The sequence below is a fragment of the Enterococcus sp. S53 genome (assembly GCF_016516865.1).
Classification (GTDB): Bacteria; Bacillota; Bacilli; order Lactobacillales; family Enterococcaceae; genus Enterococcus_D; species Enterococcus_D innesii.
The window spans coordinates 1-23,858 of record NZ_JACVUH010000009.1 but is presented as its reverse complement, the minus strand read 5'-3'; the positions used below and the strand labels follow the sequence as shown (position 1 = coordinate 23,858).

The 23,858-nt window shown below is 43.8% G+C and carries 16 protein-coding genes and 1 pseudogene; 12 read left to right on the top strand and 5 right to left on the bottom strand.

The window, feature by feature from the left end:
- Positions 1 to 387 precede the first annotated feature (387 nt).
- From IAE45_RS11875 to IAE45_RS11860, 4 genes and pseudogenes are all read left to right on the top strand, one after another.
- Positions 388 to 1,278, top strand: a pseudogene (locus IAE45_RS11875) (ROK family protein).
- 129 nt (positions 1,279 to 1,407) lie between these two features.
- Positions 1,408 to 3,675, top strand: a complete 2,268-nt coding sequence (locus IAE45_RS11870) for a helix-turn-helix domain-containing protein (protein WP_200126425.1) — start codon at positions 1,408 to 1,410, stop codon at positions 3,673 to 3,675.
- Positions 3,676 to 3,694: 19 nt separating this feature from the next.
- A complete protein-coding gene (locus IAE45_RS11865; protein WP_200126423.1) occupies positions 3,695 to 4,996 on the top strand; it encodes a family 20 glycosylhydrolase in 1,302 nt (433 codons plus the stop codon).
- A 152-nt stretch (positions 4,997 to 5,148) separates the two neighbouring features.
- Positions 5,149 to 5,649: a GNAT family N-acetyltransferase gene (locus IAE45_RS11860; protein WP_081117758.1), complete on the top strand. Its 501-nt coding sequence runs from the start codon at positions 5,149 to 5,151 to the stop codon at positions 5,647 to 5,649.
- A gap of 239 nt (positions 5,650 to 5,888) precedes the next feature.
- Here the strand turns inward: IAE45_RS11860 and IAE45_RS11855 are convergent, their stop codons facing one another.
- From IAE45_RS11855 to IAE45_RS11840, 4 genes are read right to left on the bottom strand one after another with little or no spacing between them, the layout of a single operon-like run.
- Positions 5,889 to 7,193 carry an alpha-L-fucosidase gene (locus IAE45_RS11855; protein WP_200126421.1) on the bottom strand — a complete coding sequence of 435 codons (1,305 nt, stop codon included), beginning with the start codon at positions 7,191 to 7,193 and terminating at the stop codon, positions 5,889 to 5,891.
- Between the two features lie 25 nt (positions 7,194 to 7,218).
- Entirely contained in the window at positions 7,219 to 7,716 is a 498-nt protein-coding gene (locus tag IAE45_RS11850) for a hypothetical protein (protein ID WP_077452235.1), read from the bottom strand.
- A gap of 18 nt (positions 7,717 to 7,734) precedes the next feature.
- A complete protein-coding gene (locus IAE45_RS11845; protein WP_200126419.1) occupies positions 7,735 to 9,597 on the bottom strand; it encodes a beta-N-acetylhexosaminidase in 1,863 nt (620 codons plus the stop codon).
- A 15-nt stretch (positions 9,598 to 9,612) separates the two neighbouring features.
- Complete coding sequence (locus IAE45_RS11840) at positions 9,613 to 10,242, bottom strand: YesL family protein (protein ID WP_200126417.1); 630 nt, start codon at positions 10,240 to 10,242, stop codon at positions 9,613 to 9,615.
- 297 nt (positions 10,243 to 10,539) lie between these two features.
- Between IAE45_RS11840 and IAE45_RS11835 the strand changes: the two genes are divergently transcribed.
- The 7 genes from IAE45_RS11835 to IAE45_RS11805 all read left to right on the top strand — a co-directional run bounded on the left by IAE45_RS11835 (position 10,540) and on the right by IAE45_RS11805 (position 22,290).
- Positions 10,540 to 11,898, top strand: coding sequence for an alpha-L-fucosidase (locus tag IAE45_RS11835; protein ID WP_200126415.1), 1,359 nt, complete (start codon positions 10,540 to 10,542; stop codon positions 11,896 to 11,898).
- 55 nt (positions 11,899 to 11,953) lie between these two features.
- A complete protein-coding gene (locus IAE45_RS11830; RefSeq protein ID WP_008379472.1) occupies positions 11,954 to 12,907 on the top strand; it encodes an ABC transporter permease in 954 nt (317 codons plus the stop codon).
- A 15-nt stretch (positions 12,908 to 12,922) separates the two neighbouring features.
- The gene (locus IAE45_RS11825; protein WP_008379474.1) at positions 12,923 to 13,837 is read left to right on the top strand and encodes a carbohydrate ABC transporter permease; all 915 of its coding nucleotides are present in this window, start codon (positions 12,923 to 12,925) and stop codon (positions 13,835 to 13,837) included.
- 21 nt (positions 13,838 to 13,858) lie between these two features.
- On the top strand, positions 13,859 to 15,511 hold the full coding sequence (locus IAE45_RS11820) for an extracellular solute-binding protein (RefSeq protein ID WP_061053315.1): 1,653 nt from the start codon (positions 13,859 to 13,861) through the stop codon (positions 15,509 to 15,511).
- A gap of 84 nt (positions 15,512 to 15,595) precedes the next feature.
- Positions 15,596 to 18,646, top strand: coding sequence for an alpha-mannosidase (locus IAE45_RS11815; protein ID WP_200126413.1), 3,051 nt, complete (start codon positions 15,596 to 15,598; stop codon positions 18,644 to 18,646).
- Between the two features lie 6 nt (positions 18,647 to 18,652).
- On the top strand, positions 18,653 to 20,908 hold the full coding sequence (locus tag IAE45_RS11810) for a glycoside hydrolase family 3 N-terminal domain-containing protein (protein WP_200126411.1): 2,256 nt from the start codon (positions 18,653 to 18,655) through the stop codon (positions 20,906 to 20,908).
- Positions 20,905 to 22,290 carry a glycoside hydrolase family 1 protein gene (locus tag IAE45_RS11805; RefSeq protein WP_200126409.1) on the top strand — a complete coding sequence of 462 codons (1,386 nt, stop codon included), beginning with the start codon at positions 20,905 to 20,907 and terminating at the stop codon, positions 22,288 to 22,290. The genes IAE45_RS11810 and IAE45_RS11805 overlap by 4 nt, the downstream gene beginning before the upstream one ends.
- 72 nt (positions 22,291 to 22,362) lie before the next feature.
- On the opposite strand, the gene IAE45_RS11800 is transcribed toward IAE45_RS11805, so the two are convergent.
- On the bottom strand, positions 22,363 to 23,223 hold the full coding sequence (locus tag IAE45_RS11800) for a MurR/RpiR family transcriptional regulator (protein ID WP_005228070.1): 861 nt from the start codon (positions 23,221 to 23,223) through the stop codon (positions 22,363 to 22,365).
- Positions 23,224 to 23,439: 216 nt separating this feature from the next.
- Between IAE45_RS11800 and rpsO the strand changes: the two genes are divergently transcribed.
- The gene (rpsO, locus tag IAE45_RS11795; RefSeq protein ID WP_005228072.1) at positions 23,440 to 23,709 is read left to right on the top strand and encodes a 30S ribosomal protein S15; all 270 of its coding nucleotides are present in this window, start codon (positions 23,440 to 23,442) and stop codon (positions 23,707 to 23,709) included.
- Positions 23,710 to 23,858 lie beyond the last annotated feature (149 nt).

Below are 23,858 nucleotides of genomic sequence, written 5' to 3'. Positions count from 1 at the left end.
TCACGCATGGGCTGATGTCTTATGTGTGATCGCTTTTTTTGTTTTTACCCACATCGCTTATCCCATTAGAAAAAGAGATGCAACGGCTTCCCTTTTTAGTTTCTCAGTTAACTACATCCAATGAGGTCGTTTTTTTGCTTTGAATGAGGCAAATTTTTGTGAAGCTGAGGGGGACATCAGCTCTTTCAAGTGCTAGAAAAATAAGTTCCGAAGCTATCGCTGGCTTCTTAAAGGTCCTCTTTTTAAATGCCAAAAATCTTCTATTTCGCGCTTTTTCAATGCTTTAAAGGATTTGACACATTGCTGCAAGAAATACATATGGTCGAGAAAAACATCGGTTGCGTATACTGAATCTAAGACAAAAGAAAACCTTGTGAGGTCAACAAAATGTGGATTTTAGCAATTGATATTGGCGGTACTGCTATTAAATGTGGGTTAGTGAATAGTCAGGGGGAACGTAAACAATTGACTCAATTTCCCATGAACAAGGAATATTCCACAGTCACGCAACGTATATGTCGACAGATCGATGCATGTTATGCAGCAGCATTTGATGGCATTGCTATTAGCTCAACGGGACTGGTTGATCCCTGAAGCCAAGAAATCGGCATGACATCCCCTTTATATGAAGGATTTGGTAAAAGACTGGTTAAGCATTTGCGCAGTACATACCAATGTCCAGTGGCTGCCGAAAATGACGGTAACTGTGCGTTATTGGCAGAAAAGTGGTTGGGTCACACTCAAAATTGTGCGTCCTTTGCGACAATTGTTCTAGGTACATCCGTTGGCGGTGGCTTGATGATCGATCATCAACTGGTTCGCGGCAAACACTTACTAGCAGGAGAGTTTGGTTATATGCTTTTTCCGACCGAAAGGAAGGATTGGGAACTTTGGAGCATCGCAGGGTCAACCAGAACCTTAGTAGAGAAAACAGCAAAACGCATCGGAGACCCAACAATCAATGGTCAGCGTATTGATACACTGGTTCAAGAACAAGATCCGCGATGTCTGCCAGTAGTAGCTGATTTTGTCGATAAGCTGGCGGCAGCTTGCTATAGCCTGCAATATATGATTGATCCGGAAATCATCTTGATTGGCGGTGGAATCAGTGCGAGCCGTTTCTTGATCCCACATGTAAACGCACGATTAGCTATGATTGCTGAGCAGATTCCCAGTACTGTTATCGTGCCAAAAATTTGTGCCTGTCGTTTCGGCAATGAATCTAATTTGTTGGGGGCTTGTTATAACTGGTTAAGAATATACAAGCCTGATAGCTGACTTGTAAAAAAGCATTGTTTTTTATTGAAATAAAGCGTATTTTATTAGAGTATCATACATTCTTTTCTCCTAAATAAGTACCGATAAATGAAAGCGTTTTTGAGCTTTCGAAATAACAGAGAATAGGTGATGCAAATGGGAAAGTACACGGAACTGAATCGTCAAAAACTATTTAGGGGAATCATTCGTGCCATCAGCTCTTATTTAATCGTATTTTTAGTGCCTTTTTTAGCCGTGTCATGGATTTGGTATGATACCTCTGTCAAAAGTATCAATGAACAGGTGATGCTGACCGCTAGAAACCAATTGATTCAGTTGAAATATTCTTTAGAAAATACGTTTATTCAATTGAATTATCTGACGCAAAAAATGACCAATGATCATGTTGTCTCATTGACATATTTGCAGCATCCTTACTTGACCAAAGAAGCAAGAGAGGCCATGCAAACATACAAAATCACCAACGACTTAGTCGAAGAAGTCTATTTATATTATAAAGAGTCCCCAGCAACCTTGTATTCAACTGTAGGATCATTCTCTTTTGACACATTTTTGAAAAAAGTACTGCCGAAAAATGAAATGGGCCAGGAACAGTTAGCCGCACAATTGGATTCCTCAGCGCCTACACTGTTGACATTAGAAGGCGCCGGTGAGGAGCAGCGCTATTCCCGTTTCTTTTATATCGTTCCCATTCAAAGTGAAGAGATGACTGTCTATGGCTCAGCGATCTACGAAATCAAAGAGAACAATTTGAAGAGAATTCTTGATCTCAGCAATAACGATGGGATCAGTAACACCTATATTATCAATGATGAGTACCAGTTATTAGCCAGTACCACCAATGATGAGTTAGCGCGCTTTTTAAATCATCCCGAACGCATGAAAAAAGGCATTCAAACAGGACGAATGCGGTTTGAACAATCAACGTATTTTGTTCAAGCGATTGCCAATAATGAATTGAATATTTCAGTGGTAGCCGTTGCTAATCCGAATCAAGCGCTGGCATCGGTCAACCGTGTACAAGAGCAGTTCGTCCTAGTATTTATCGCCATATTGTTTACGGGGATCACCGCAGTCGTGATGCTTGGTTTACGTAGTTATCGGCCGATTCGCAAAATAGAGAATCTGGTTCAGGAGTTTCATCGTGATCCAAAAATGACCCTTCATTCGATGGATGATGTCCATAATACCTTGGCGGCATTTTTGGTTGAGCACCAAGAACTGCATCAGGAAGTCCGCCTGCAAACACCTCATGCCAGAGAGCAAGTGTTGCGCAAATTAATGAGCGGACGTTTTCGGTCCGAGCAAGAACTGGCTTTGCTTTTAGAAGCAGTTCATGTCTGCTTTCCTAAGTCAAATTACTTTGTGATCGCCATCGATACGAAAACTGTGGATTCCAAAGCCAAGCAAGGAGATAAAAAATTTCTGATCGATTATATCGAGGAAATCAAAGAGGCGGATTATACAGCGTATGCGACGGAAATTTTATCCAAAGAAATGCTAGCGTTGACCGTAGGGTTTGTTGATGGCAAAGAACAAAAAGAAATTGTGGATGCCATCGCGGAAAAAATTACCCATGCGATCTCCCTAACACCCACAATGGGTGTCGGTATGACGGTGGATCAACTAACGGCTATTAATGAATCGTATATCGAAGGATTGGCGGCACTGGAAAATCAAGGAAGTCAAGGGAAACAAATCAGCTACTATGCGGAGCTTTCCAAAGAGACCAATCATTTGCCAATCAATTATCCAGACAATCAAAAATTAAAATTGATCCAAGCCTTGAATCAAGGAAATATTGAGATTGCCAGTGAAACGATCCAGCGGTTGATCGAAGAAGGCGAGAGTAAACAGACTTCGCCGCGTGTCCAAAAAATGTATGGTTACTACTTGTTGAATACGATCGCACAAGTCGGCGGTGAATTGGTGGGGGCAGAAGTACTGCATACCGCTTCTGAAAGTGCTGATTTCAACAGCTTGAATCAATTGCAGTCTGCCCTGTTAACGATTGCCCAGCAGATTTGCACGAAGGTGCAGAAACTGCCGCTGGATGATGAGTCGGAAATGAATGAGAAAATCTTCAGTTTTATCCAAGAAAATTACCATTCCTCTCAGCTATCACTAGAATCGGTGGCAGAAGAGGTTGGTGTTTCTGTTTCTTATGTCAGCCGTTTTGTAAAAAAAGAAAGCGGCAAAACCTTCTCCAAATATATTCAAGAACTACGGCTGAAAAAAATCAAAGAGGAACTGATTGAAACAGATTTGCCGATCAAAGAAATTATTCGCAACAATGGGTATTATGATGTTTCCAATTATACGAGAAAGTTCCGAAAAATAGTAGGTGTGACACCAGGGCAATACCGTGAAATGAACCAAAAAATGAGAAATTATTGAAAGTATGAGGGGAAATGAGATGAACAAACAAGTTGATTTAACAGAAGCTCAGCAACGAGCAGCCGTCTTTTTTGAGGAAATAGGTTGGCAGTCGGCGAAAGATCCGTTACCGAAAATAGTGGTCGATCCGCAGCTGGATGCTGATTTTCGATTTGAAAACCAAACAATCAGTGTGTCCTCGCCAGAACATGCCTTTTACGCGTTAACCAAATATGGCCGAGATCAGGCGACGGGTCAATTAGCACAGAAAAGCTATCTAGCAGCGCTTAAAGAACGCTGTCTGATGATCGATATCGGGCGCAAATTCTATTCGCTAGCAGATTTGAAAGCAATCATCCGCAGCATGGCTTGCTTCCAATTCACGCATCTGCAACTTCATTTTTCGGAAAACGAAGGCTTTCGGATTGAATCCCAGCAATTTCCAGAAATTGTTTCGGAAGAATATTTGACCAAGCAGGAGATTCGTGAATTGATTGCGTATGCCCAAAACTATGAAATTGCCATCATCCCTGATTTTGATTCTCCTGGTCATTTGCGGCAAGTATTGGCTCAAAAACCCGAGTGGCAATTACCGACAGCCGATGGCACGCGTGATGATCGAGCACTGAACATTTTGGATTCAGAAGCGGTAGCCTTTATTCAGGAAGTTTATCGGGAATATGCGCAACTGTTTGAAGACAGTACCTATTTTCACATCGGGGCTGATGAGTTTATTGATTTTGACCAGTTAGAAAACTTTCCACAAATGATCGAAGCAGCCCGCGAGCGCTATGGGGAAAAAGCCAGCGGAATCGAAGTTTTTATTGATTATGTCAATGAGCTGGCGGCCTTTGTTGAAAGTCTCGGCTTTGTTGTGCGGGTCTGGAATGATGGTTTTTACCGCTTGAATCGCCAAGAGCAGACAACGTTGACGGAGAATTGCCAAATCTCCTATTGGACCCGTTGGAACCAAAATATGGCGCCGGCGGAAGTCTTTTTTGAAAAGGGCTATACCATGATCAATCACAATGATAATTTTTTCTATTATGTCTTAGGAGAAGCGGCAGGGTATACCTATCCAACTTACGAAAAAATCAGCAATGAATTCCAGTTGACGACGTTTGCCAATGGACAACAAGTTGCACAGGAACAGCTTGCCCAAACACAGGCGATCGCCTTATCCGTCTGGGCGGATGTACCTGAGGCTCAGACTAGCCGTGAAGTGATCCAAGCGATTTTTTGGCTCCAAGCGGCCATTAGCCAAAAAGTTTATAATGAGCCAAACCGACCAAAAGAGACATTTCAAAAGCTTTATGATGGGTGGGAAGCGACCTTCAGCTGATTGTTAGAGGAATTGGGTGAAAGGGCGCATCGCTAACAATCCCTGTTGCTTTCTTTATGCTGAATAAGTATAGCGACAAGTGAAACAACAGCCAATAGTATTTTTGATAAAATGAACGTAACTCCGAGTGAGGGGAGAAATGGAGCAAATAAGTGATCATAGATATTCAACCGTTGAAGAGAAAAGATATTCTTGAAATGGATCAAATGTTTTTAAAGCAAGGGTGGCCTTCTCGCCAGCAGCTCTTGATGGAGTATTTAAATGAGCAAGAAGCGGGGGAGAGATACGTTTTGCTTGCCAAAATAAACAACAAAACAGCCGGGTATTTGACTTTGGTCCCTCTAGCAAAGCACGGGCCATTTAAAGGCTTGTATCCAGAAATTGCGGATTTTAATGTTTTTGAATCCTATCAAAAACAAGGGGTAGGCAGTCAGCTTTTAAAAGCAGCCGAAGAAAAGGCACGAGAAATAGCTGCCGTGGTGACTTTGGGGGTAGGTTTACACACTGGTTATGGATCGGCCCAGAGACTGTATGTAAAACAAGGCTATATTCCAGATGGGTCTGGTGTTTGGTTCAATAATCAGAATTGTGCGATGAATGCGCCTTGTTGCAACAATGACGATCTTGTTCTTTATTTGTCCAAGAAACTTTGACCCTCCCGTGGTAAGTACCTTTAAGGAAGGATTAAGCAAGCAACTCGTCTGGATGTTCTCATCACCTGTTCAACAAGCTAGTTTGCTACTTTCGTATAAGCGAATTTGGGGAGTTCTTGAAAAAATAGCCATAAAAAATGACTAGAAACGATCAGTTTCTAGTCATTTTTTTGTAAAGAAAGTAAGGACAATGTTTTTGTATCAATAAAAATATTCATTTAGCACAGTGCAATAGGCGCTTATGTTTCTTTTAAAGTGATTTCTACCACTGGTACCAACACATCTGGTGGGCAGACGGGTAAGCTGAGAACAAGGTCCTCTTTGTTGATGATGGCTTCCGTTGAAGTGAGAACTTCCTCGGGATCAAATCCTCGATAAAACAACTCGGAACCATCATGTAAGAAACGGATATGCTTCACGCATCCTGCAAGTCCCGGAAGATGCAAGGATTTGTAGGGGTAGGAGAAGAGGTGCAAGTAAAGTTTATTCCCGTTTTGGGTGTAGCGACTGTCAATAGGCGGTTGAAAAGAGCTGGCACCACAGCCGATAATCGCTTGCTGATGATAATGCATCCATGAACCGATGGCTTCTAAATGGCTGCGAGTTGGTAAGTTGATTTCTCCACGAGCAGTCGGGCCGATATTTAAGAGAAAGTTCCCATCTTTTGCTACTGTGTCAATCAGCATTTTGGTCATCATTTCACTGGATTTCCAGTGCTGAGCATCACGATCATAGCCCCACGTTTCGTACATCGTTTGGCACGCTTCCCATATTAAAGGCAATCCATCCGCTTCTAATGGTTTGTCTGGTTGGAATTGCTCAGGGGTGGTAATCCCGCGGCCCAAATCCAAACGGTCATTCAGCAGCATGTTCGGTTGCAGGTTTCGACAAATTTTTTCGATCCGTTCGCTATCCCAATCGGCGGCACCTTTGCCTTTTGACCAGCCCCAATCTCTATGACTATATGGAAAATCAAACCACATATAATCAATGGTCCCATAATTGGTCAATAGTTCGGTGACTTGACCAGCCAAAAAATCTTGATAACGGCGCATGTCCCGCTGGTCATTGGTTTGACGGGATTGAATAGTCTCTCGTTGCGGATGCAGGCCGTCGAGCGTGAAATCTGGATGATACCAATCGATCAGCGAATGATACAGTCCGACCTTAATGCCGACCTTGCGAAATGCCGGCAGCAGTTCTGCTAAGAGGTCTCGCTTGAATGGGGTGTTGGTTACTTTGTAGTCGCTGAGCGCGGTGTCCCAAAGGGCAAAGCCTTCATGATGTTTCGTCGTGAAGACCATGTATTGAAAACCGGCCTTCTTTGCGGTTTGAGCCCATTCCTCCGCGTTGAAAAGATCAGGATCAAACTGAGAAAAATAGTTCTCGCGATAGGTGGTAGGTTCAATTTTTTCTGTCGTCATAAACCATTCGTGTCGAGCGCCAATACTGAATAGGCCGAAATGGATGAATAAGCCAAACCGATCATGGAGAAACCAGTTTGGGTCAGGGTAGTTGGCAGGCCAATTCCTATACGTTCTCATTAAAAATCACTCCTTTTTCACTCACTTAAAGAAATTCTGTATTCGTCATGACTGTTTCTTGAATTTTCCAGCCATCTGCTTCCTTAACGAAAGTATGGTAAGCCTCTGTGATGTGATCACGGTAGGAAGAATCTTTTGGGCTGATCGTTTTCTGTTGCGCCGCGACCAGCATGGATTCTGTCTCTTGTTTAACGACTTCAAAAGAAAGCAGCGTGTGCTGCAGCTGTTCTTCTGCAAAAAAAGCAGCCAATTCTTGGGTCGTCTCTGCTCGCGCCGCTGCCACGAGCGTGGCGGCATAAGCTGTCGCGTCTTGGTCAGAGGCTGCTTGTAAATTTTCTTTCAGCACTGCCAAACAAGCCTCCGCCGCTGCTTGATTTGTAATATTACCTGTCATCTCCAGTTTTTCTGAAGGTTGGGCATGAACTGGAGCAGAAGAATCGGTTGTTAGAAAATAGAGAAAGAATAGGCTAACAACAGCCAGTAAACTCACGATGATGGTTCGGCGCAGCAAGGATGTTTTCATAATTTCTCACTCCTTCTTTTAAACATCAGAAATTTTCCCCGCACTATAGATTCCATGAAATAAATTGCGACCCACAGAAGTACTGCCGCTGAAAGGGGTCACCATTGGTAAGGACGGTTGAGTTAATTCTTCCAAAGTATCGAGCTCCCCGTCCAAGAAGGCAGTAAGCCGCCAGAGTGTCGTGTCGCAGCGCATCAGCAAGGCGCCGTAGCGCAGATCGATACTCTCAAAACCGAAAGGTCGATTCCAGTCAAACCAGACTTGACGATGGGCTTCATAAAGGGATTGCAAGGCGGATTTATAGACACTGAGCTCATCGACTGCTTGGCGCAGTCCGCTGCGATCCTTGCTTTTATAGGCACTGGTGATTTGGTTGGTAATGCAGGCTTTTTGTGCCAAAACATCAGCCAGCTGCTGATAAAAGGCAAACATCGTTTGTGTGTCCCGTGTTGCTTTCACAGCGGCCAACTCTTGAGCCAATGCTTGATAGTGGGATGCTAAAGAAAGATCGGTTAAGTTTTCATGATACAAACCATACAGCAAGTCTTGGTAGAGCAGCAGCTTGCTGGGGTTTTCTCCGTGAGGATTATTTTCTGGTACACCTGCAGTTTGATCAAAGCGATCAAGCAGTAAAAAGTCGTTGGCTATTGATTGGTGAAAGAGCTGAAATTTTTTAGTTAAATTCTCTAACGAAAGGTCGTTTCCAAACTGCGCTTCACTGAAATATTGCAAACCTAGTAGCGCAGCAATCAACGGTGTTTCAGCTCCGTCGTCGCCCCAAAGTGTGGCATAGACTTCCTGAACATCGTTTTCTTTGGCGGCTTGCAAGGCATGACGCATGGTGGCGAAACTTTTGCCATAGTTCGGCGCCAAACCGTTCCAAGTCCAGATACCTCCAGCAAAGACGATCGGCTGTTTTAATTCCCGATGTTTCGCAAACATTCGCTGATAAGAGGCATGATCATGGTGGTAATAATCCCAGTAAACCATTTTGACAGCAGGAAGGTCAGTAAACAATTCTGTTGGAAAACACACGTCTGGATCGTAATAATCACCAGTAGGTGCACCGATCCTAAAAAACATATCGCTCCACATCATCGGCTTAAAACCCACGTTTTGACAAAGCATAGCTACCCGCTGCAGATGTTCGGCCATAATTGAGAAACGGTCTTTTAAACCGTGCAATACCAAATATTTTCCTTTCCCCAATTGGTGAGCTTCATCCATGCCAATGTGTAGCTGATCCGTCGTAAAACACGAACGGATCGCTGCTTCCAAAAAGGTATACGTTTCTTCTTCTCCCACCAGTAAAATATCTTCCGTGTCCCGAATGTTTTTAGCAAATCCCCATTTTAAGGGATTCGTTAAGTGTGCCAATGTTTGAATCGCTGGAATCAAAGTTACACCTATAGATTGCGCATAGCTATCAAGCTTCTTTAACTCAACTTGTGTATAACGGCCTCGTAAATGACCAAAATAAGGATACTCTGGAATTTCATAAGTGTCTTCCATATAAAGCATGAGGTGATTAAGCCCCATCTTGCTTGTCAATAGAATAAAGCGTTGCAGTTTTTCAACGGTCATTACTGCATTGCGGGACAAATCGATCATTGGTCCAATTGCTTCAAAATGAGGGTGTTCCTCCAGGATATAGACAGGGCGGTCCTCATGCAACCACAAGGTCAACGCCCGAAACAAATGGGCTTTTTCTTGATAGTAAATGATTGTTTCTAGCGGACCGTGGCAAATTTTCAGAGAACCGGGCCGTTGAATCAGCTGTAATGGATGCCCTTGCGGTGATTCTCGCAACGCTAGTTCCGGTAGTATGTGACTAAAAAAATCATCAAGGTTTTCATTACTTTGGATAAAAATGTCTTTCATCACGAACGTCCCTTCTTAAGTTTCTTTTATCAGCAATGATTCTGAACGTTGGATCGCTTGAAAAGAGAACCAACTATTGGGAAAAAGGAAAAAAGGAACAAAGCCGATGACTAATAAAATCGGTAAAAAAGTCAAAATGATTGTAGTTACTAAGATTCCCAAAATCATCGCAATCGTTTGGGGAACACTGATAACCATCAGTATTACCGCTTGTTTAAAATAGTGAAGAAGGGGCAAGTCATAACGCAAATACACTGGCAGCAGATACAAGCTGATCAAAAGGGCACTGATAAACAATAGCAGCAAAAAAAAGTGAAGCAAGCTATTTTGGATAAAGGTACTAGAGATGCGCAATTCTAGCCATAAGAAAAGCAGCAAACCCACTTGCATGGCTCCTAATTGATTGGCGCGACGGAAATTTTTTTTCACGACAGTTCTGAACCAAGACTTCAAAGCCGCTGGTCGTCCCTTTTTTTGGAAACTGTCGAAAAAAGCTTGAATGATCGTAGCGGTGGCAGGAAAAATCCCTAAAAATATCCCGTATCGCAAAACCCAATAGAACCAAAGAAACTGCAATTTTAGGCAATGGAGGAGCCATTCACCGACTTGATAGGAAACATGATAAAGACCATTGGATTGTTTCATAAGATCCTCACTTTCTTACGGATAACCATATTGTATCCGCTTTAATTATTGTTCTTATCGTACCATTGATCCATGGATAGTGGGTATGGATGAAAAAAACCACACATCTCATACAGGAAAAACACAGCAAATATGTTTGACCCGCTTTATTTCTCCTCACGTTTTTATGGAAGGAAGCTTTCTTCATTACAAATGTTACAAACGCTCTTGCTTGGTTTAACACAGTGAAAAAAGTTACATATTGTTAGATGGACTTTTTTTCGCTTACATTTAGAACAAAGAAAGGAGTGCAAATGCATGACAAAAATTCGCGGCGATATTGAAGAAGCCAAGGAGAGAGAGCAAGCAGCGTGGGTCCCAGAAACAGAAATGCTCAAGCAGCGTCTGGAATGGTTTCAAGACTTGAAATTCGGAGTGATCTTCCATTATGGGCTGTATGCCGAAGCGGGGATCGTTGAATCATGGCAATTATCTGAAAAAGATGAATGGGCTAGAGAAAACCAGCCCTATCGAGAAACTATCGAAGCACTACGTTTGGATTATTGGCAGTTGATCAATCAATTTGAGCCGAAGAAGCTGGATACCCGCAAATGGGCCAAGATCTGTAAGGATGCAGGATTTAAGTACTGTTTGTTCACGACAAAGCATCATGACGGGTTTTCGATGTTCAATACTATGGAATCAGAGTTTAAAATCGGTGGGAAATTAAGTCCCTTTAAACGCGATATATTGCAAGAAGTGTTTACGGCATTTCGAGAAGTAGGGATTGCAACAGGAGCCTACTATTCTAAAGCTGACTGGTATTCTCCTTTTTACTGGTTGGATGATGATACGGTCAAAGGCCGTCATGCCAGCTACGACACCCACCTTCATCCAGAAATCTGGGCGCGCTATGTGTCGTTTGTGCATCGCCAGATTGCAGAGATTACTTCCAATTACGGAAAAGTCGATTTTCTTTGGTTAGATGCCGGTTGGTGCGGACAAGGCAAAGAAGACCTACAAATGGATCGTTTAGCTGAGATTGCGCGTGAGAAACAGCCGGAATTGATCATCGTTGATCGGATGATGGGTGGCCGTCATGAAAATTATGTGACACCGGAACGCAAAATTCCTGCATTAGCGGAAATTCCTAAAAAAGTTTGGGAAAGCAATATCCCGATTGGGAATGATTGGGGCTATGTGCCGAATGATACCTTCAAGAGCAGCCAAGAACTGCTGGAAACCTTGATTGATGTAGTCAGCAAAGGGGGAAATTTGATTTTAGGTGTTGGCCCAACACCTGAGGGCGAATTTACATTCGAAGAGACCCAACGCTTAGAAGAAATCGGCCATTGGTTGGCGCTATATGGTGAAGGCATCTATGAAACGCGGGCGAGACCAACAGCTTGGCCAAATGAATGGCATTTGACCTATCAAAAAGACGGCAAGGCTCATTTTGCATTTCGCAGTATCGCTGCAGTGGTTTGCGAACAGATTCCTTTAACAGAGATCGGCGCAACTGAAGAAGACGAGCTAATTGATCTAGCTACTAAAAAACCGTTACCAATCTATAAAAATGCTGATGAACCGTATCTCTTATGGTCGGATATCAGCCACCCGAACGTTGGGGCAGTTGGGATTCGCGTTTCGACACATAGGGAAAAAAATACACATTGATTTGAAAACGAATACAATTCATGATAAGGCTAACACCAAGCAAGGAGAAGGAAGAATGGAAACAGCGCCAATCAGACAAACCGTTTCAGTACCTAAAACAAAGAAACAAGATATAAAAATGAAGATCAAGAAAAATCGGCAATTGTACTTGTTTGTGTTACCAGCATTTTTGATTATTTTGATTTTCTCTTATGGACCGATGTATGGAATCATTATTGCATTCAAGGATTATATGCCATCATTAGGGATTTTGGGCAGTCCTTGGGTTGGATTTAAACATTTTCAACGTTTCTTCGATTCCTATTATTTTTGGGAACTTATCAAAAATACTTTAGGAATCAGTATCTATTCATTGGTTGTCGGTTTTCCGCTGCCGATCATCTTGGCATTGGCTTTGAATGAGATCAAAGACGGCCCGTTTAAAAAAATTACCCAAACAGTCACTTATGCCCCAAACTTTATTGCTGTGGTGGTCATGGTTGGTATGGTCATTGCTTTCTTATCTCCCTCAACAGGGATCATCAATCACCTATTAGAATTTTTGGGTTTCGAGCGGATCAGCTTTATGACCAATCCCCGTTGGTTTAAAACGATTTATGTCCTGTCCGGGGTTTGGCAAGGAACGGGATGGGGGTCGGTGATTTATCTGGCAGCTCTATCTGGAGTCGATACGCAACTGCACGAAGCGGCAACGATCGATGGCGCGTCTCGTCTGCAACGCGTTTGGTATATCAATATTCCAACGATCATGCCCACGATGGTGATCTTATTGATCATGAGCTTCGGCAGCTTGATGTCAGTTGGGTTTGAAAAAATCATCTTGATGCAGAATCCTTTGAATATGCAATCCTCGAATGTGATTGCGACCTTTGTATACCAGCAAGGGCTGTTAGATGCGCAGTACAGTTTTGCTGCGGCAGTCGGCCTGTTTAACTCACTGATCAATTCCGTATTGTTGATCGTAGTCAATCATATTGCCAAACGTTTAAGCAATTCTAGTCTATTGTAGGAAGGAGGACCAAAAGTGAAAACAACTTCTTTAATAAAAGATACCCGTGCTGATAAAATCTTTTTGATCTTTGTTTATGTGTTTTTAGCAATTTCATTGCTGATCGTTTTATATCCGCTGATCTATATCGTCAGCGCTTCGATCTCAAATCCGCATCTGGTAAACTCAGGTGAAATGTGGCTTTTGCCAAAAGGAATCACCTTCGAAGGCTATCGAACATTATTGGGCAACAGCAGTATCTGGCGTGGCTATTTGAACACGATCTACTATACAGTGTTAGGAACATCGATCAATCTATTGGTAACTTTGCCTTGTGCCTATGCGTTATCGCGAGAAGATTTTTATGGGCGACGGGCCTTCACCAATTTTATGCTGGTCACCATGTTCCTGTCTGGTGGCTTGATTCCCAGCTATTTGCTGATTCGCAGCTTAGGCATGCTGAATACCGTTTGGGCATTGGTGATTCCGGGGGCCGTCTCAGTTTACAATGTGGTTGTTACACGAACGTTTTTTCAATCCACAATTCCGCGAGAGATGGAAGAAGCAGCGATTGTGGATGGTTGTTCCGATTTTCGGCTATTCATGCAGATCGTTTTACCATTATCAACGCCGATCATTGCGGTAATGGCTTTGTTCTATGGCGTCGGACATTGGAACAGCTTCTTTAACGCATTGATCTATCTTTCTGATCGATCGATGTACCCGCTGCAGATGATTTTAAGAGAAATTTTGATTCTTCAAGATATGTCTTCAAATACCGTCAGCAATGTGACTTCAGAAATGGCGAACATGCTATATAGCAAACAGCAACTCGCTCAAGTCATCAAGTACGGTGTCATGATCGTTTCTTCGTTACCGGTAATCATCGTCTATCCGTTCTTACAAAAGTATTTTGTCAAGGGCATGATGGTCGGTTCAATTAAAGGATAAAAAAATCAAAGGAGGAAGAAAATGGGATTAAAAAAGAAACTTTTAGGAATGGCGGGTGTCGCTTTATGCAGTACCCTCGTCTTGGGTGCCTGCGGCAATTCTTCAGATGAGGGAACTGGAGAAAAGAAAGAGGTTGCTATCAATCATGACAGCCAATTTCCAATCATCAAAGAAGGCGAAGAGCTGACCTTGAATATCATGGCACCAGGTGTGGGAATGGCCGAGTGGGAAGACATGCCGACGCTACAGGATTACCAAGAAAAAACCGGTATCAAATTGACTTATACGACACCGCCATCGGCTGACTTTAGTACGAAACTGAACTTAGCCTTTGCTTCCGGCGACTTGCCGGATATCGTTTACGGTGCTGGTTCGCAAGCACTGACGGCTTCGATGGAGATCGATTACGGTTCACAAGGGATTTTACTTCCCTTAGAGGAGTATATCACGCCAGAAATCATGCCAAATCTTTATGCACTGACGCAAGAAGATCCTTCTATTTTAAAATCGATCACCACGCCAGATGGGCACATTTACTCCTTGCCAATGATCTCGCGGAATGCGACTTCAATCTGGTGGCAAGGCCCGATGTGGTACAACGGCACGTGGCTAGATAATTTAGGCGTATCAGAACTGCCGAAAACCACGGAGGAACTGCAAGAATTGTTGACGCGTTTCAAAGACGAAGATCCTAACGGAAATGGTCAAGCAGACGAGATTCCATTGACGGATGTCGATATGAACTCGACACGTGTTTGGTTGATGGCCGCCTTTGGCTTACGGACTCGCGGGATTCAAGTGGACGATGATGTGGTCTCCTACACACCGACATCAGAAAACTACAAAGCATTCTTGGAATACATGAATACACTGTACGATGAAGGATTACTAGATAAAGAAGTTTATGGACAGTCCGATGAGCAGAAAAAAGCGAAGGGTGAAAACAATCAACTAGGGCTTTTTGCCGACTATTTCAGCTTCTTTACTACTGGTCGCAGTGAGGCAGAGGCAATGAACGATCCAATGTTCCAACCGTTGACCTCTGAATGGGCACCAGAAGCCAAGATTCCTGGCAGTCCACGAATCTCCCGCGGAACTTTTGCATTGACCAATGTCAATCCTTCCCCAGAAGCTTCCATGCGTTGGGTGGATTACTTCTATTCGGAAGAAGGTACAAAATATATTGAACAAGGGCCAGAAGGTGTTCTTTGGGAGTACCAAGAAAATGCGGATGGCGAAAAAGTCCGGGTTTATGTGGATGGCATTGATACAGATAACACGGAAGACGAACGCGGCAAAATCACGCCGGCGTATGGATTGACTACACCAAACATTGTCATTGATACAACAGGCGAATACCATATCCGCAAAACGGCTGATGAAGAACCAGATACTCGTTTTAGTGATTGGGTTGCACAAGAAACGGCAGAAAAGATGGAAGACATCGCTGAAGTACCATTCCCGCTACTGTATTTAACGATTGAAGAAAATGACAAAGTAGCAGCCACTGCCACTGATTTGACAACTTATGTAGAACAAATGGAAGCGAAGTTTATCACAGGTGTCGAGCCATTAGACAATTGGGACGATTATGTGAAAACGATCGAAGCAATGGGCATTGACGAATATGTCGAAGTCTATCAAACGGCCTATGACCGCTGGAAAGCAAACTAATATCATACGATAAGGGAAACGGGTCGAGACAATCAATCTCCACCCGTTTTTTTTCAAAAAATAGATAGAGGAGTCAAAAGAAAAATGAGAGTTATGCAGCCTTACGAGTTTGAACGCATCCGAAAAATTTTCTACAAATTAAAACAGTACCGTGTACGCTATCAACAGCCAATAGACCCGCTTTTTTTAAAACAAGAGGATTGGGTACCGTATGAACAAGGGAGTTATTTCGGAGAAAAAAACACCTATTATCAGTTGAAAGGCAGCTTTCAAGTTCCCGCTGACTGGGTAGGGAATCCTTGTGTCGTCTTACAAGTCTATTCAAGTCTCTCAGAGTGGGACAACACCACCAATCCCCAAATCAAAATTTATTTGGACGATACCTATGTCCAAGCTATCGATGTCAATCATCGAGAGGTCACTTTGGCTGAAGGATATCAACAAAAAGCAGTCAAACTGAAGATTGATCTGTTCTCGGGCCGTTCCGATAAACCATTCCCACTGCATATCAACTTATTGGCATTGGATCCTGTCGTCAATGAACTCTGGTTTGATTTTTATACGCTGTTTGATAGTTGGCGTGCCATTCGTGCCTTTGGCGGTGACGAAGCATTTTATCAACAAGTCCTTGGTCAAGTCGCCAATGTCTTGGATTTTCGTACGCCCTACTCAGCGGCATTTTATGAAAGTCTCGCAAAAGCCAAGCAACTGCTTGCGTCATGTTACTTACCAGCGCATACACCAAAACAAAAAGTGACGGCTGTCGGCCATACCCACATCGACTTGGCGTGGCTTTGGACGGCACAGCAAGCTATTGAAAAAGGCGAGCGCAGTTTCCAGACGGTCTTGAAATTGATGGAGGAGTATCCAGATTACACGTTTTTTCAAAGCCAACCACAACTGTATCTCTCCATGAAAACACATTATCCTGAACTTTACGCTGCAATCAAAGAAAAAGTTCGAGAAGGAAGATGGGAAGTTGACGGGGCGATGTGGGTGGAAGCTGATTGCAATTTGACTTCAGGGGAATCGCTGGTTCGTCAGATCCTTTATGGCAAACGGTTTATGAAAGAGGAATTTCAAGTCGATAGCCGCATCTTATGGCTACCGGATGTCTTCGGTTATTCAGCCGCCTTACCGCAAATTTTACGCAAAACAAATACGCCCTACTTTATGACGACGAAGCTGTCATGGAACCAGTTCAATCAAATTCCTTTTGATTCTTTCTACTGGCAAGGAATTGATGGCAGCCGCGTTTTGACGCATTTTATTACCACCATCAGTGAAGGGTACAGTCCCAGAGATTATTACACGACATATAATGGATTGCTAGATCCTTACACGATCAAAGGCAGTTTTGAACGTTATCAGCAAAAAGATCAGCACGACGAAATTTTGATTGCCTATGGGTACGGTGACGGTGGCGGAGGCCCGACGAAAGAGATGCTAGAAGTCCAGAAACGGCTGCAAAAGACACTGCCAGATATGCCGACGATTACTGGCAATCATGTGGGGGGCTTTTTTGATCGACTGGCAGATTCTTTTAAGGAAAAAACTGGCCCGGTCTGGTACGGCGAATTGTACTTTGAATACCATCGTGGAACACTGACTTCGATTGGCAAAAACAAGAAGGCCAATCGCCAAGGAGAATTTTTCTTACAGACGATTGAAAAACTTTATAGTATTTGTGCAATCAATCGTTATCCGCAAGCTGAATTAGAACAACTTTGGAAACAGCTGCTATTTAATCAATTCCATGACATTCTACCGGGAAGCTCGATCAAAGAAGTTTATGATCAGACGGATCAAGAGTATCAACAGCTCTTTGATAAAGGCTGCAAGCTGATCGAAGCTTTGATTCCAGCGGCGCAAGCAGCCGAAGCTAAGTCATGGCATGTCTTTAATCCGCTGGGACAAGAGCGGACGGGTCTGGTCTATTTAGACGATCAGACAGGGATCAAAGAAGCTTACCTGACTCAGCGGACCTATGATGACCGGCTCTTAGTCAAAATTCCCGCCATGGCTGGATTGAGCTGCAAAACACTGACCCCTGTCTCAGCTGTGCCTCAATCAAAGCAAGTGGCAATGCGGCTGGAGGAATCGTTTGAAACGGTTGATTTTAAAGTGATTTTTGACGAACACTTTGACATCATCTCTTTATTTGACAAACGGCAGCAGCGAGAAATCGTGCCAAAAGGAGAGCGGTTGAATCAGTTAGTGGCTTACGAAGATCTGCCAATGGATTATGATGCGTGGGACATTGATATTTATTACCAGAAGAAGCCTTATCCTGTGAAGCAAGTTCTCTCAGCTGAGGTTGTTGAGCAAGGGGAGATTCGCGATACCTTGAAGATCAAACGTCAGTTTGAAGATTCTTTTATTACGCAATGGCTGCATTTTTACCATGGCACCGGAAGAATCGATTTTGAAACAACGGTTGATTGGCATCAGCATCAACTGCTGTTAAAGGCATTGCTGCCGATTGATGTTAACACATTGGAAGCAACGTTTGATATTCAATTCGGGCAGGTAAAACGGCCTGTGCATCAAAACACGACATGGGACCAAGCGCGTTTTGAGAGCTGTGGACAAAAATGGGTAGATCTCTCAGAAGGGAATTATGGGGTTAGTATTTTGACGGATTCGAAATATGGGTTCAATACGGATTATCAAAAAATCGGGCTTTCTTTGATTAAATCGCCGATCGATCCGTATCCTGAAGCAGATCAAGGCCTTCATGAGTTTACCTATTCCTTGTACGCCCACGAAGGAACTTGGCAAGAAGCGCAAACGATGGAAGAAGCATTGGCATTAAATGTTCCCGTTCTGACGGTTCCAAGGGTGTCACAACTATCAGGGGATGCTTTTCTAGCAGTCGACCAAAAGAATGTCTTACTGGATACGGTGAAAAAAGCCGAAGATGAAGAGGCACTGATCGTGCGGTTGTATGAATATCACAATCAAACCACCGCCTGTCAAATGCGCTGCCAGAAAAGAATCAAAAAAGCGGTTTTGACGAATCTTTTGGAAGAAACCGTCGCTGAACTGCCGGTGGAGCCGCTGGATGCCCAAAGCATCACAATCCATTTCCAGCCTTTTGAGATCCAGACCATCATGCTTTATTTAGAAGACTAAATAGAAATGGAGAAGCATATGATTGAGACACTTTTACGGCAAATGACATTGAAAGAAAAAATCGGCCAGCTGAATCAGCGTCTGTATGGTTGGGAAGTTTACGAAAAAAACAATGGAAAAATTATTTTAACTGAAACCTTTAAAAAAGAAGTAGCTCGTTTTGGCAGTCTTGGCTGGATCTACGGCGTGTTTCGGGCTGATCCTTGGTCAGGTAGAAATCAGCAAACCGGCCTGACGACCACGGAGTCCTATGAGCTATCCCTTATGATTCAAACTTATTTGCAGGAGCACACTCGGCTGGGGATTCCGGCCCTTCTCAGTGAAGAGTGTCCTCACGGTCACCAAGGTTTGGAAGCGACGACGTTTCCGGTCAATTTTAGTGTTGGTTCTAGTTGGAACCCAGAGCTGTATCAAGCGGCCCAAACCATCACTGCTCAAGAGATTCGGGCAAAAGGGGCCCATGTCGGCTTGGTTTCCGCATTGGACATTGCTAGAGATCCTCGTTGGGGGCGAACAGAAGAATGTTTCAGTGAAGATCCGTTTTTGACCAGTAGCTTTACCAAAGCAGCCGTCAGAGGGTTACAAGGATCAAAAGCAACGATTGAAAAACAGAACGTTTTAGCGGTGTTAAAGCACTTTGCTGCCCAAGGTGCAGGAATGGGGGGACACAATGCAGGGCCAGTGGCAATCGGTGATCGGGAATTCCGCGAGATCCATCTGCCACCAATGAAAGCGGGGATTGCTGCTGGGGCCTTGGGGTGTATGGCTGCATACAATGATCTAGATGGTGTTCCTTGCCATGCTAATGCTTATTTGTTACAAGAGGTTTTACGAGAAGAAAGTGGCTTTACGGGAATTGTGATGGCCGATGGGTGCGGGCTGGATCGGATTGCTGACTGGCTGGGGAGCCGCCCACAAGCGGCCGCCAAATCCTTGACCAGCGGTGTGGATGTTAGTTTATGGGATGAAGTTTTCCCAGTGTTAGAAGAAGCTGTCCTTGAGGGGCTGATTGCGGAAACGGCGATCGATGATGCAGTCCGCCGTGTGCTTCTTTTGAAAGAAAAACTTGGCTTGTTTAAAGAAGCAACGCCCCATGTTTCATTGCCCCGTAAAGAAAAGGCGCAACAAGTTGCCTTGAAATTGGCGGAGGAATCGATTGTTTTACTAGAGAACAATGGCATTTTGCCTTTGAAGAAAACGCGACAAAAGATTGCCGTCATCGGTCCTCACGTTAAACAGCTCTATCATCAGCTGGGGGATTATACGCCATTCAAGGAAGAAACAACATGTACGACCCTTTGGGAAGGTTTGACCAGTTTAAGTACGCATCAAGCTGACTTCTTCTACGAGAAAGGCTGCGAAATCTCTAGTGGCACACTGGCTCAACGAAGGCAAGCCTGTCAGATTGCAGAAACAGCGGATGTCATCTTAGTGACGATCGGCGGCTCCAGTGCCCGTGATTTCACAACGGATTTTGACAAAAACGGTGCCGCCTTAAGGGGATCTCAGGAAATGACCAGTGGAGAAAACATCGACTTGGCTACCCTCGATTTGCCGCAATGCCAGTTGGATTTACTGTTTGCGTTGAAGAAGAGTCAAAAGCCGCTGATTGGGATCGTGATTTCCGGTCGACCGCATTGCTTAGCACCTTTGCAAGACTTGTTCGATGGACTGCTTTACGCTGGCTATCCCGGCCAATATGGAGGGGAAGCGATTGCTCGGATTCTTTTTGGCGAAACGGTTCCTAGTGGGAAATTAGCAGTTTCTATTCCTGATACGGTTGGACAGCTGCCAGTCTGTTATAATTATCGCAACACAGCGTTTCAAAAAGACTACCTCGATCAAAACGGCGCACCAGTATATTCTTTTGGTTATGGTCTTAGTTATGCCTCTTTTACTTGCAGCGCGGTTTCGGCTGAATATGCAGGTGAAGGCATTATCGTTAGCGGCACACTCGAAAATCATTCGGCAGTTTCTGGCAAAGAAGTCATTCAATGTTATCTAAAAGAGTACACAAAAGCATATGTGCCGAGGAAAAAAGTCCTGTGTGGCTTTCAAAAAGTATGGGTGCCTAATCAAGGGCAAGTAGCTTTTCAACTCGTGATCGATGAAGCATCATTGCAGCAGCTGGCAATTTCTTTAAAAGTTACTGCATCGTTTTGTCTGGAAGTCGAAACAGCAGGTCAGCAGTATCGATTTTTATTTCAACGATCCAACCCTGACCGTACGTGGCAGGTAACTAAGAAAGGAGCAAAAGAATGATTCACTTTCCAAAAAACTTTTTATGGGGAGCGGCCGCGTCAGCACCGCAAACCGAGGGGGCTGCGGCTGTTGACGGCAAAAGTCCCTCTACATGGGACAAATGGTTTGAGTTAGAGCCGTCACGCTTTTACGATGGTGTCGGACCAAGCGACACTTCAAATACCTACTATCAATACCGTGAAGACGTGGCAAACATGAAGGCCATGAACTTAAATTCCTATCGGACATCGATTGCATGGACCCGCTTATTACCAGACGGAAAAACATTGAATCAGACGGCAGTAAAGTTTTATCGGGCATATTTTCAGGAAATGCTGGATCAAGGCATCGAACCGATCATTAATTTGTTTCATTTTGACATGCCTTGGTGGCTGATGGAGAAAGGAGGCTGGGAAGCCAGGGAATCCGTTGACCATTTTGCATTTTATGCAAAAACTGCTTTTGAACAATTCGGCGATTTAGTGAAAAAATGGGCGACCTTTAATGAACCATTGGTGCATATTGAATGTGGGTATTACGGAGATGCTCATTGGCCGCAAGTGCGTGATTTCAAGCGGGCGATCCAAGTGGGTTATCATACTTTGCTAGCTCATGCGAAGGCGGTTGCTGAGTTTCGTAAACTCGCACTTCCTGATGGAGAAATCTGTATCATTTTGAATTTGTCACCTGTTTATCCAAAAAGCCGAGAAGCGGCTGATCGAGAAGCCGCTGAATGGGCGGACCTCTTGTATATTCGCAGTTTTTTGGACTGTGTCGTTTATGGACAATTTCCTGAAAAACTAACGAGCTTGTTCAAGGAGCATCAATTGACCCCTGAATATGAGGCAGCAGATGCGGAAGTTTTTCGTGAAAATACCGTAGATTTTATCGGTTGCAATTATTATCAACCGTTGCGGATCCAGGCACCACTTCCGCAGAAGGCAGCATCCGGTCCCTTTGAGCCGCGTCAGTTGTTTCGTGGGTACGATTGGCCAGAGAAAAAAATCAATCCTCATCGTGGCTGGGAAATCTATCCAGAAGGGATCTACGATATTGCGATGCGTCTGAAGAATGACTATCAAAACATGCCATGGTTTATTTCCGAAAATGGCATGGGGGTGTCAGAGGAAGAACGGTTCATGGATGCCACGGGGCAAGTCAATGATACGTATCGGATTACCTTTGTTGAAGACCATTTGCGTCAGCTGCATCGCGCGATCGAAGATGGGTCACCTTGTTTCGGCTACCATATGTGGACCTTTATGGATTGCTGGAGCTGGTTGAACGCTTATAAAAACCGCTATGGTTTTTATCGAGTAGATTTGAAGAATAACTTCGAGCGTTATCCCAAAGCGTCCAGTTTTTGGTTGGCAGAAGTAGCTGCTAAAAATGCCATTGATTGATCAAAGTGTCCGATTAGAAGCAAAAATACCGCAGGAACATGTTCCTGCGGATTTCTTTTGGGTATGAACATTTTACAAATACTTCTCACGAAAATCAGCGATGGCTTGGCGTGACGCGTAGATATTGCGTGCCAGCTTTTCATTTTTACTTAAAAAGACATAGAAAAGGACATCGACCGCTAATAGGTGGGCGATGATTGAATTGGTAGCGGCACTCCGCTGGTTGGCTTCTTTGGAACGGGACACTTGCAGGGGAACATCCGCCAACTTCGTCAACGGGTTGCTGCCAAAGCGGGTGAGTGACAGGATCGGAACGCCAAGATTTTTAGCGATTTCGGCTAAGTGAACCATCTCAGGCGTGTGTCCACTGTTGGAAATGACCCAGACCAGACTTTTTTTCTCGTTTTTGACAAGTTGCGGCAACAAGAGATTGTAGTCATTTTCAAACACGACGATCTTGCCTAAACGAGTCCATTTTTGTTGGATATCTTGTGCGATCAAAGAGGAGGCACCGATTCCGCAGACAAAAATGCGTTCACGAGTCGCAATCAGTTCAGCGGCAGCCAACATCAGCTGTTCTTCTAATAATTGGGCCGTCTCATTCATGGTCACCTGGGCATTGTGGCTCAATTTTGAGGTGATGGCATGAAAGGGCTCGTTTAATTCAACATCGGCATAACCTAAATGCTCATTGGCATTGTGGCGCAAGCCGGATTCGGCAGATAATTGTATTTTTAAATCTGTCAAACTAGCAAAGCCGGTTTTTTTCGCAAAACGTACAACGGTTGGTGCACTGATCCCAGTGGCTTCTGCTAATTGACTCGCAGTCATCGACGGCACTTTTTCAGGATTGGCCTCCATGAATGCGAAGAGTTTCTTCTCAGAAAGCGATAATTCATTTTTCATGCTCTCGATTCGGGAAAGAACGCTCATCCTTACACTTCCTTTAGATAGAGTAGTATCCTAAGTATAACATAAGTTTTGGAGGAGCTTTCAAAAGAAACGAAAAGAATAGGTAGATAAACTTGCTTTTTTACTTAGAATCAAGTAAAGTAATTACGTGTGAAAAGCACAGTACCTGTTACTTGGTTTAACGAATCACCAACGTTTTACTCAGTCGCAGGGGAAAAAGAAAAAGAGGTGAAAAACATGGCAATTTCAAAAGAACGCAAAAACGAAATCATCAACAAATTTGCACGTCATGAAGGAGATACTGGTTCTCCAGAAGTTCAAATCGCTGTTTTAACAGAAGAAATCAACCATTTGAACGAACATGCACGTATGCACAAAAAAGACCACCATTCATACCGTGGGTTGATGAAAAAAGTTGGACATCGTCGTAACTTATTAGCTTACCTACGTCAAAAAGACGTACAACGTTACCGCGAATTAATCCAAGCTTTAGGATTACGTCGTTAATCAAACAAAGAAAAGTGAGGTTCAACCCGAATCTCACTTTTTTGCTATGAATCACTGCGACTGGGCGGCGCAAGCCGCACAGAGCAGATGATGAATAGTACTAGGCGAGAGCAGCGAGCGTAGTGACCAAGCAGCGGAATCACTGCGAC

Bases quoted from the DNA above. Each gene is read 5' to 3' on its own strand.
- IAE45_RS11870 (WP_200126425.1), top strand. From the start codon at position 1,408: ATGCAAATGGGAAAGTACACGGAACTGAATCGTCAAAAACTATTTAGG.
- IAE45_RS11865 (WP_200126423.1), top strand. From the start codon at position 3,695: ATGAACAAACAAGTTGATTTAACAGAAGCTCAGCAACGAGCAGCCGTC.
- IAE45_RS11855 (WP_200126421.1), bottom strand. From the start codon at position 7,193: ATGAGAACGTATAGGAATTGGCCTGCCAACTACCCTGACCCAAACTGG.
- IAE45_RS11850 (WP_077452235.1), bottom strand. From the start codon at position 7,716: ATGAAAACATCCTTGCTGCGCCGAACCATCATCGTGAGTTTACTGGCT.
- IAE45_RS11845 (WP_200126419.1), bottom strand. From the start codon at position 9,597: ATGAAAGACATTTTTATCCAAAGTAATGAAAACCTTGATGATTTTTTT.
- IAE45_RS11840 (WP_200126417.1), bottom strand. From the start codon at position 10,242: ATGAAACAATCCAATGGTCTTTATCATGTTTCCTATCAAGTCGGTGAA.
- IAE45_RS11835 (WP_200126415.1), top strand. From the start codon at position 10,540: ATGACAAAAATTCGCGGCGATATTGAAGAAGCCAAGGAGAGAGAGCAA.
- IAE45_RS11830 (WP_008379472.1), top strand. From the start codon at position 11,954: ATGGAAACAGCGCCAATCAGACAAACCGTTTCAGTACCTAAAACAAAG.
- IAE45_RS11820 (WP_061053315.1), top strand. From the start codon at position 13,859: ATGGGATTAAAAAAGAAACTTTTAGGAATGGCGGGTGTCGCTTTATGC.
- IAE45_RS11815 (WP_200126413.1), top strand. From the start codon at position 15,596: ATGAGAGTTATGCAGCCTTACGAGTTTGAACGCATCCGAAAAATTTTC.
- IAE45_RS11810 (WP_200126411.1), top strand. From the start codon at position 18,653: ATGGAGAAGCATATGATTGAGACACTTTTACGGCAAATGACATTGAAA.
- IAE45_RS11805 (WP_200126409.1), top strand. From the start codon at position 20,905: ATGATTCACTTTCCAAAAAACTTTTTATGGGGAGCGGCCGCGTCAGCA.
- IAE45_RS11800 (WP_005228070.1), bottom strand. From the start codon at position 23,223: ATGAGCGTTCTTTCCCGAATCGAGAGCATGAAAAATGAATTATCGCTT.
- rpsO (WP_005228072.1), top strand. From the start codon at position 23,440: ATGGCAATTTCAAAAGAACGCAAAAACGAAATCATCAACAAATTTGCA.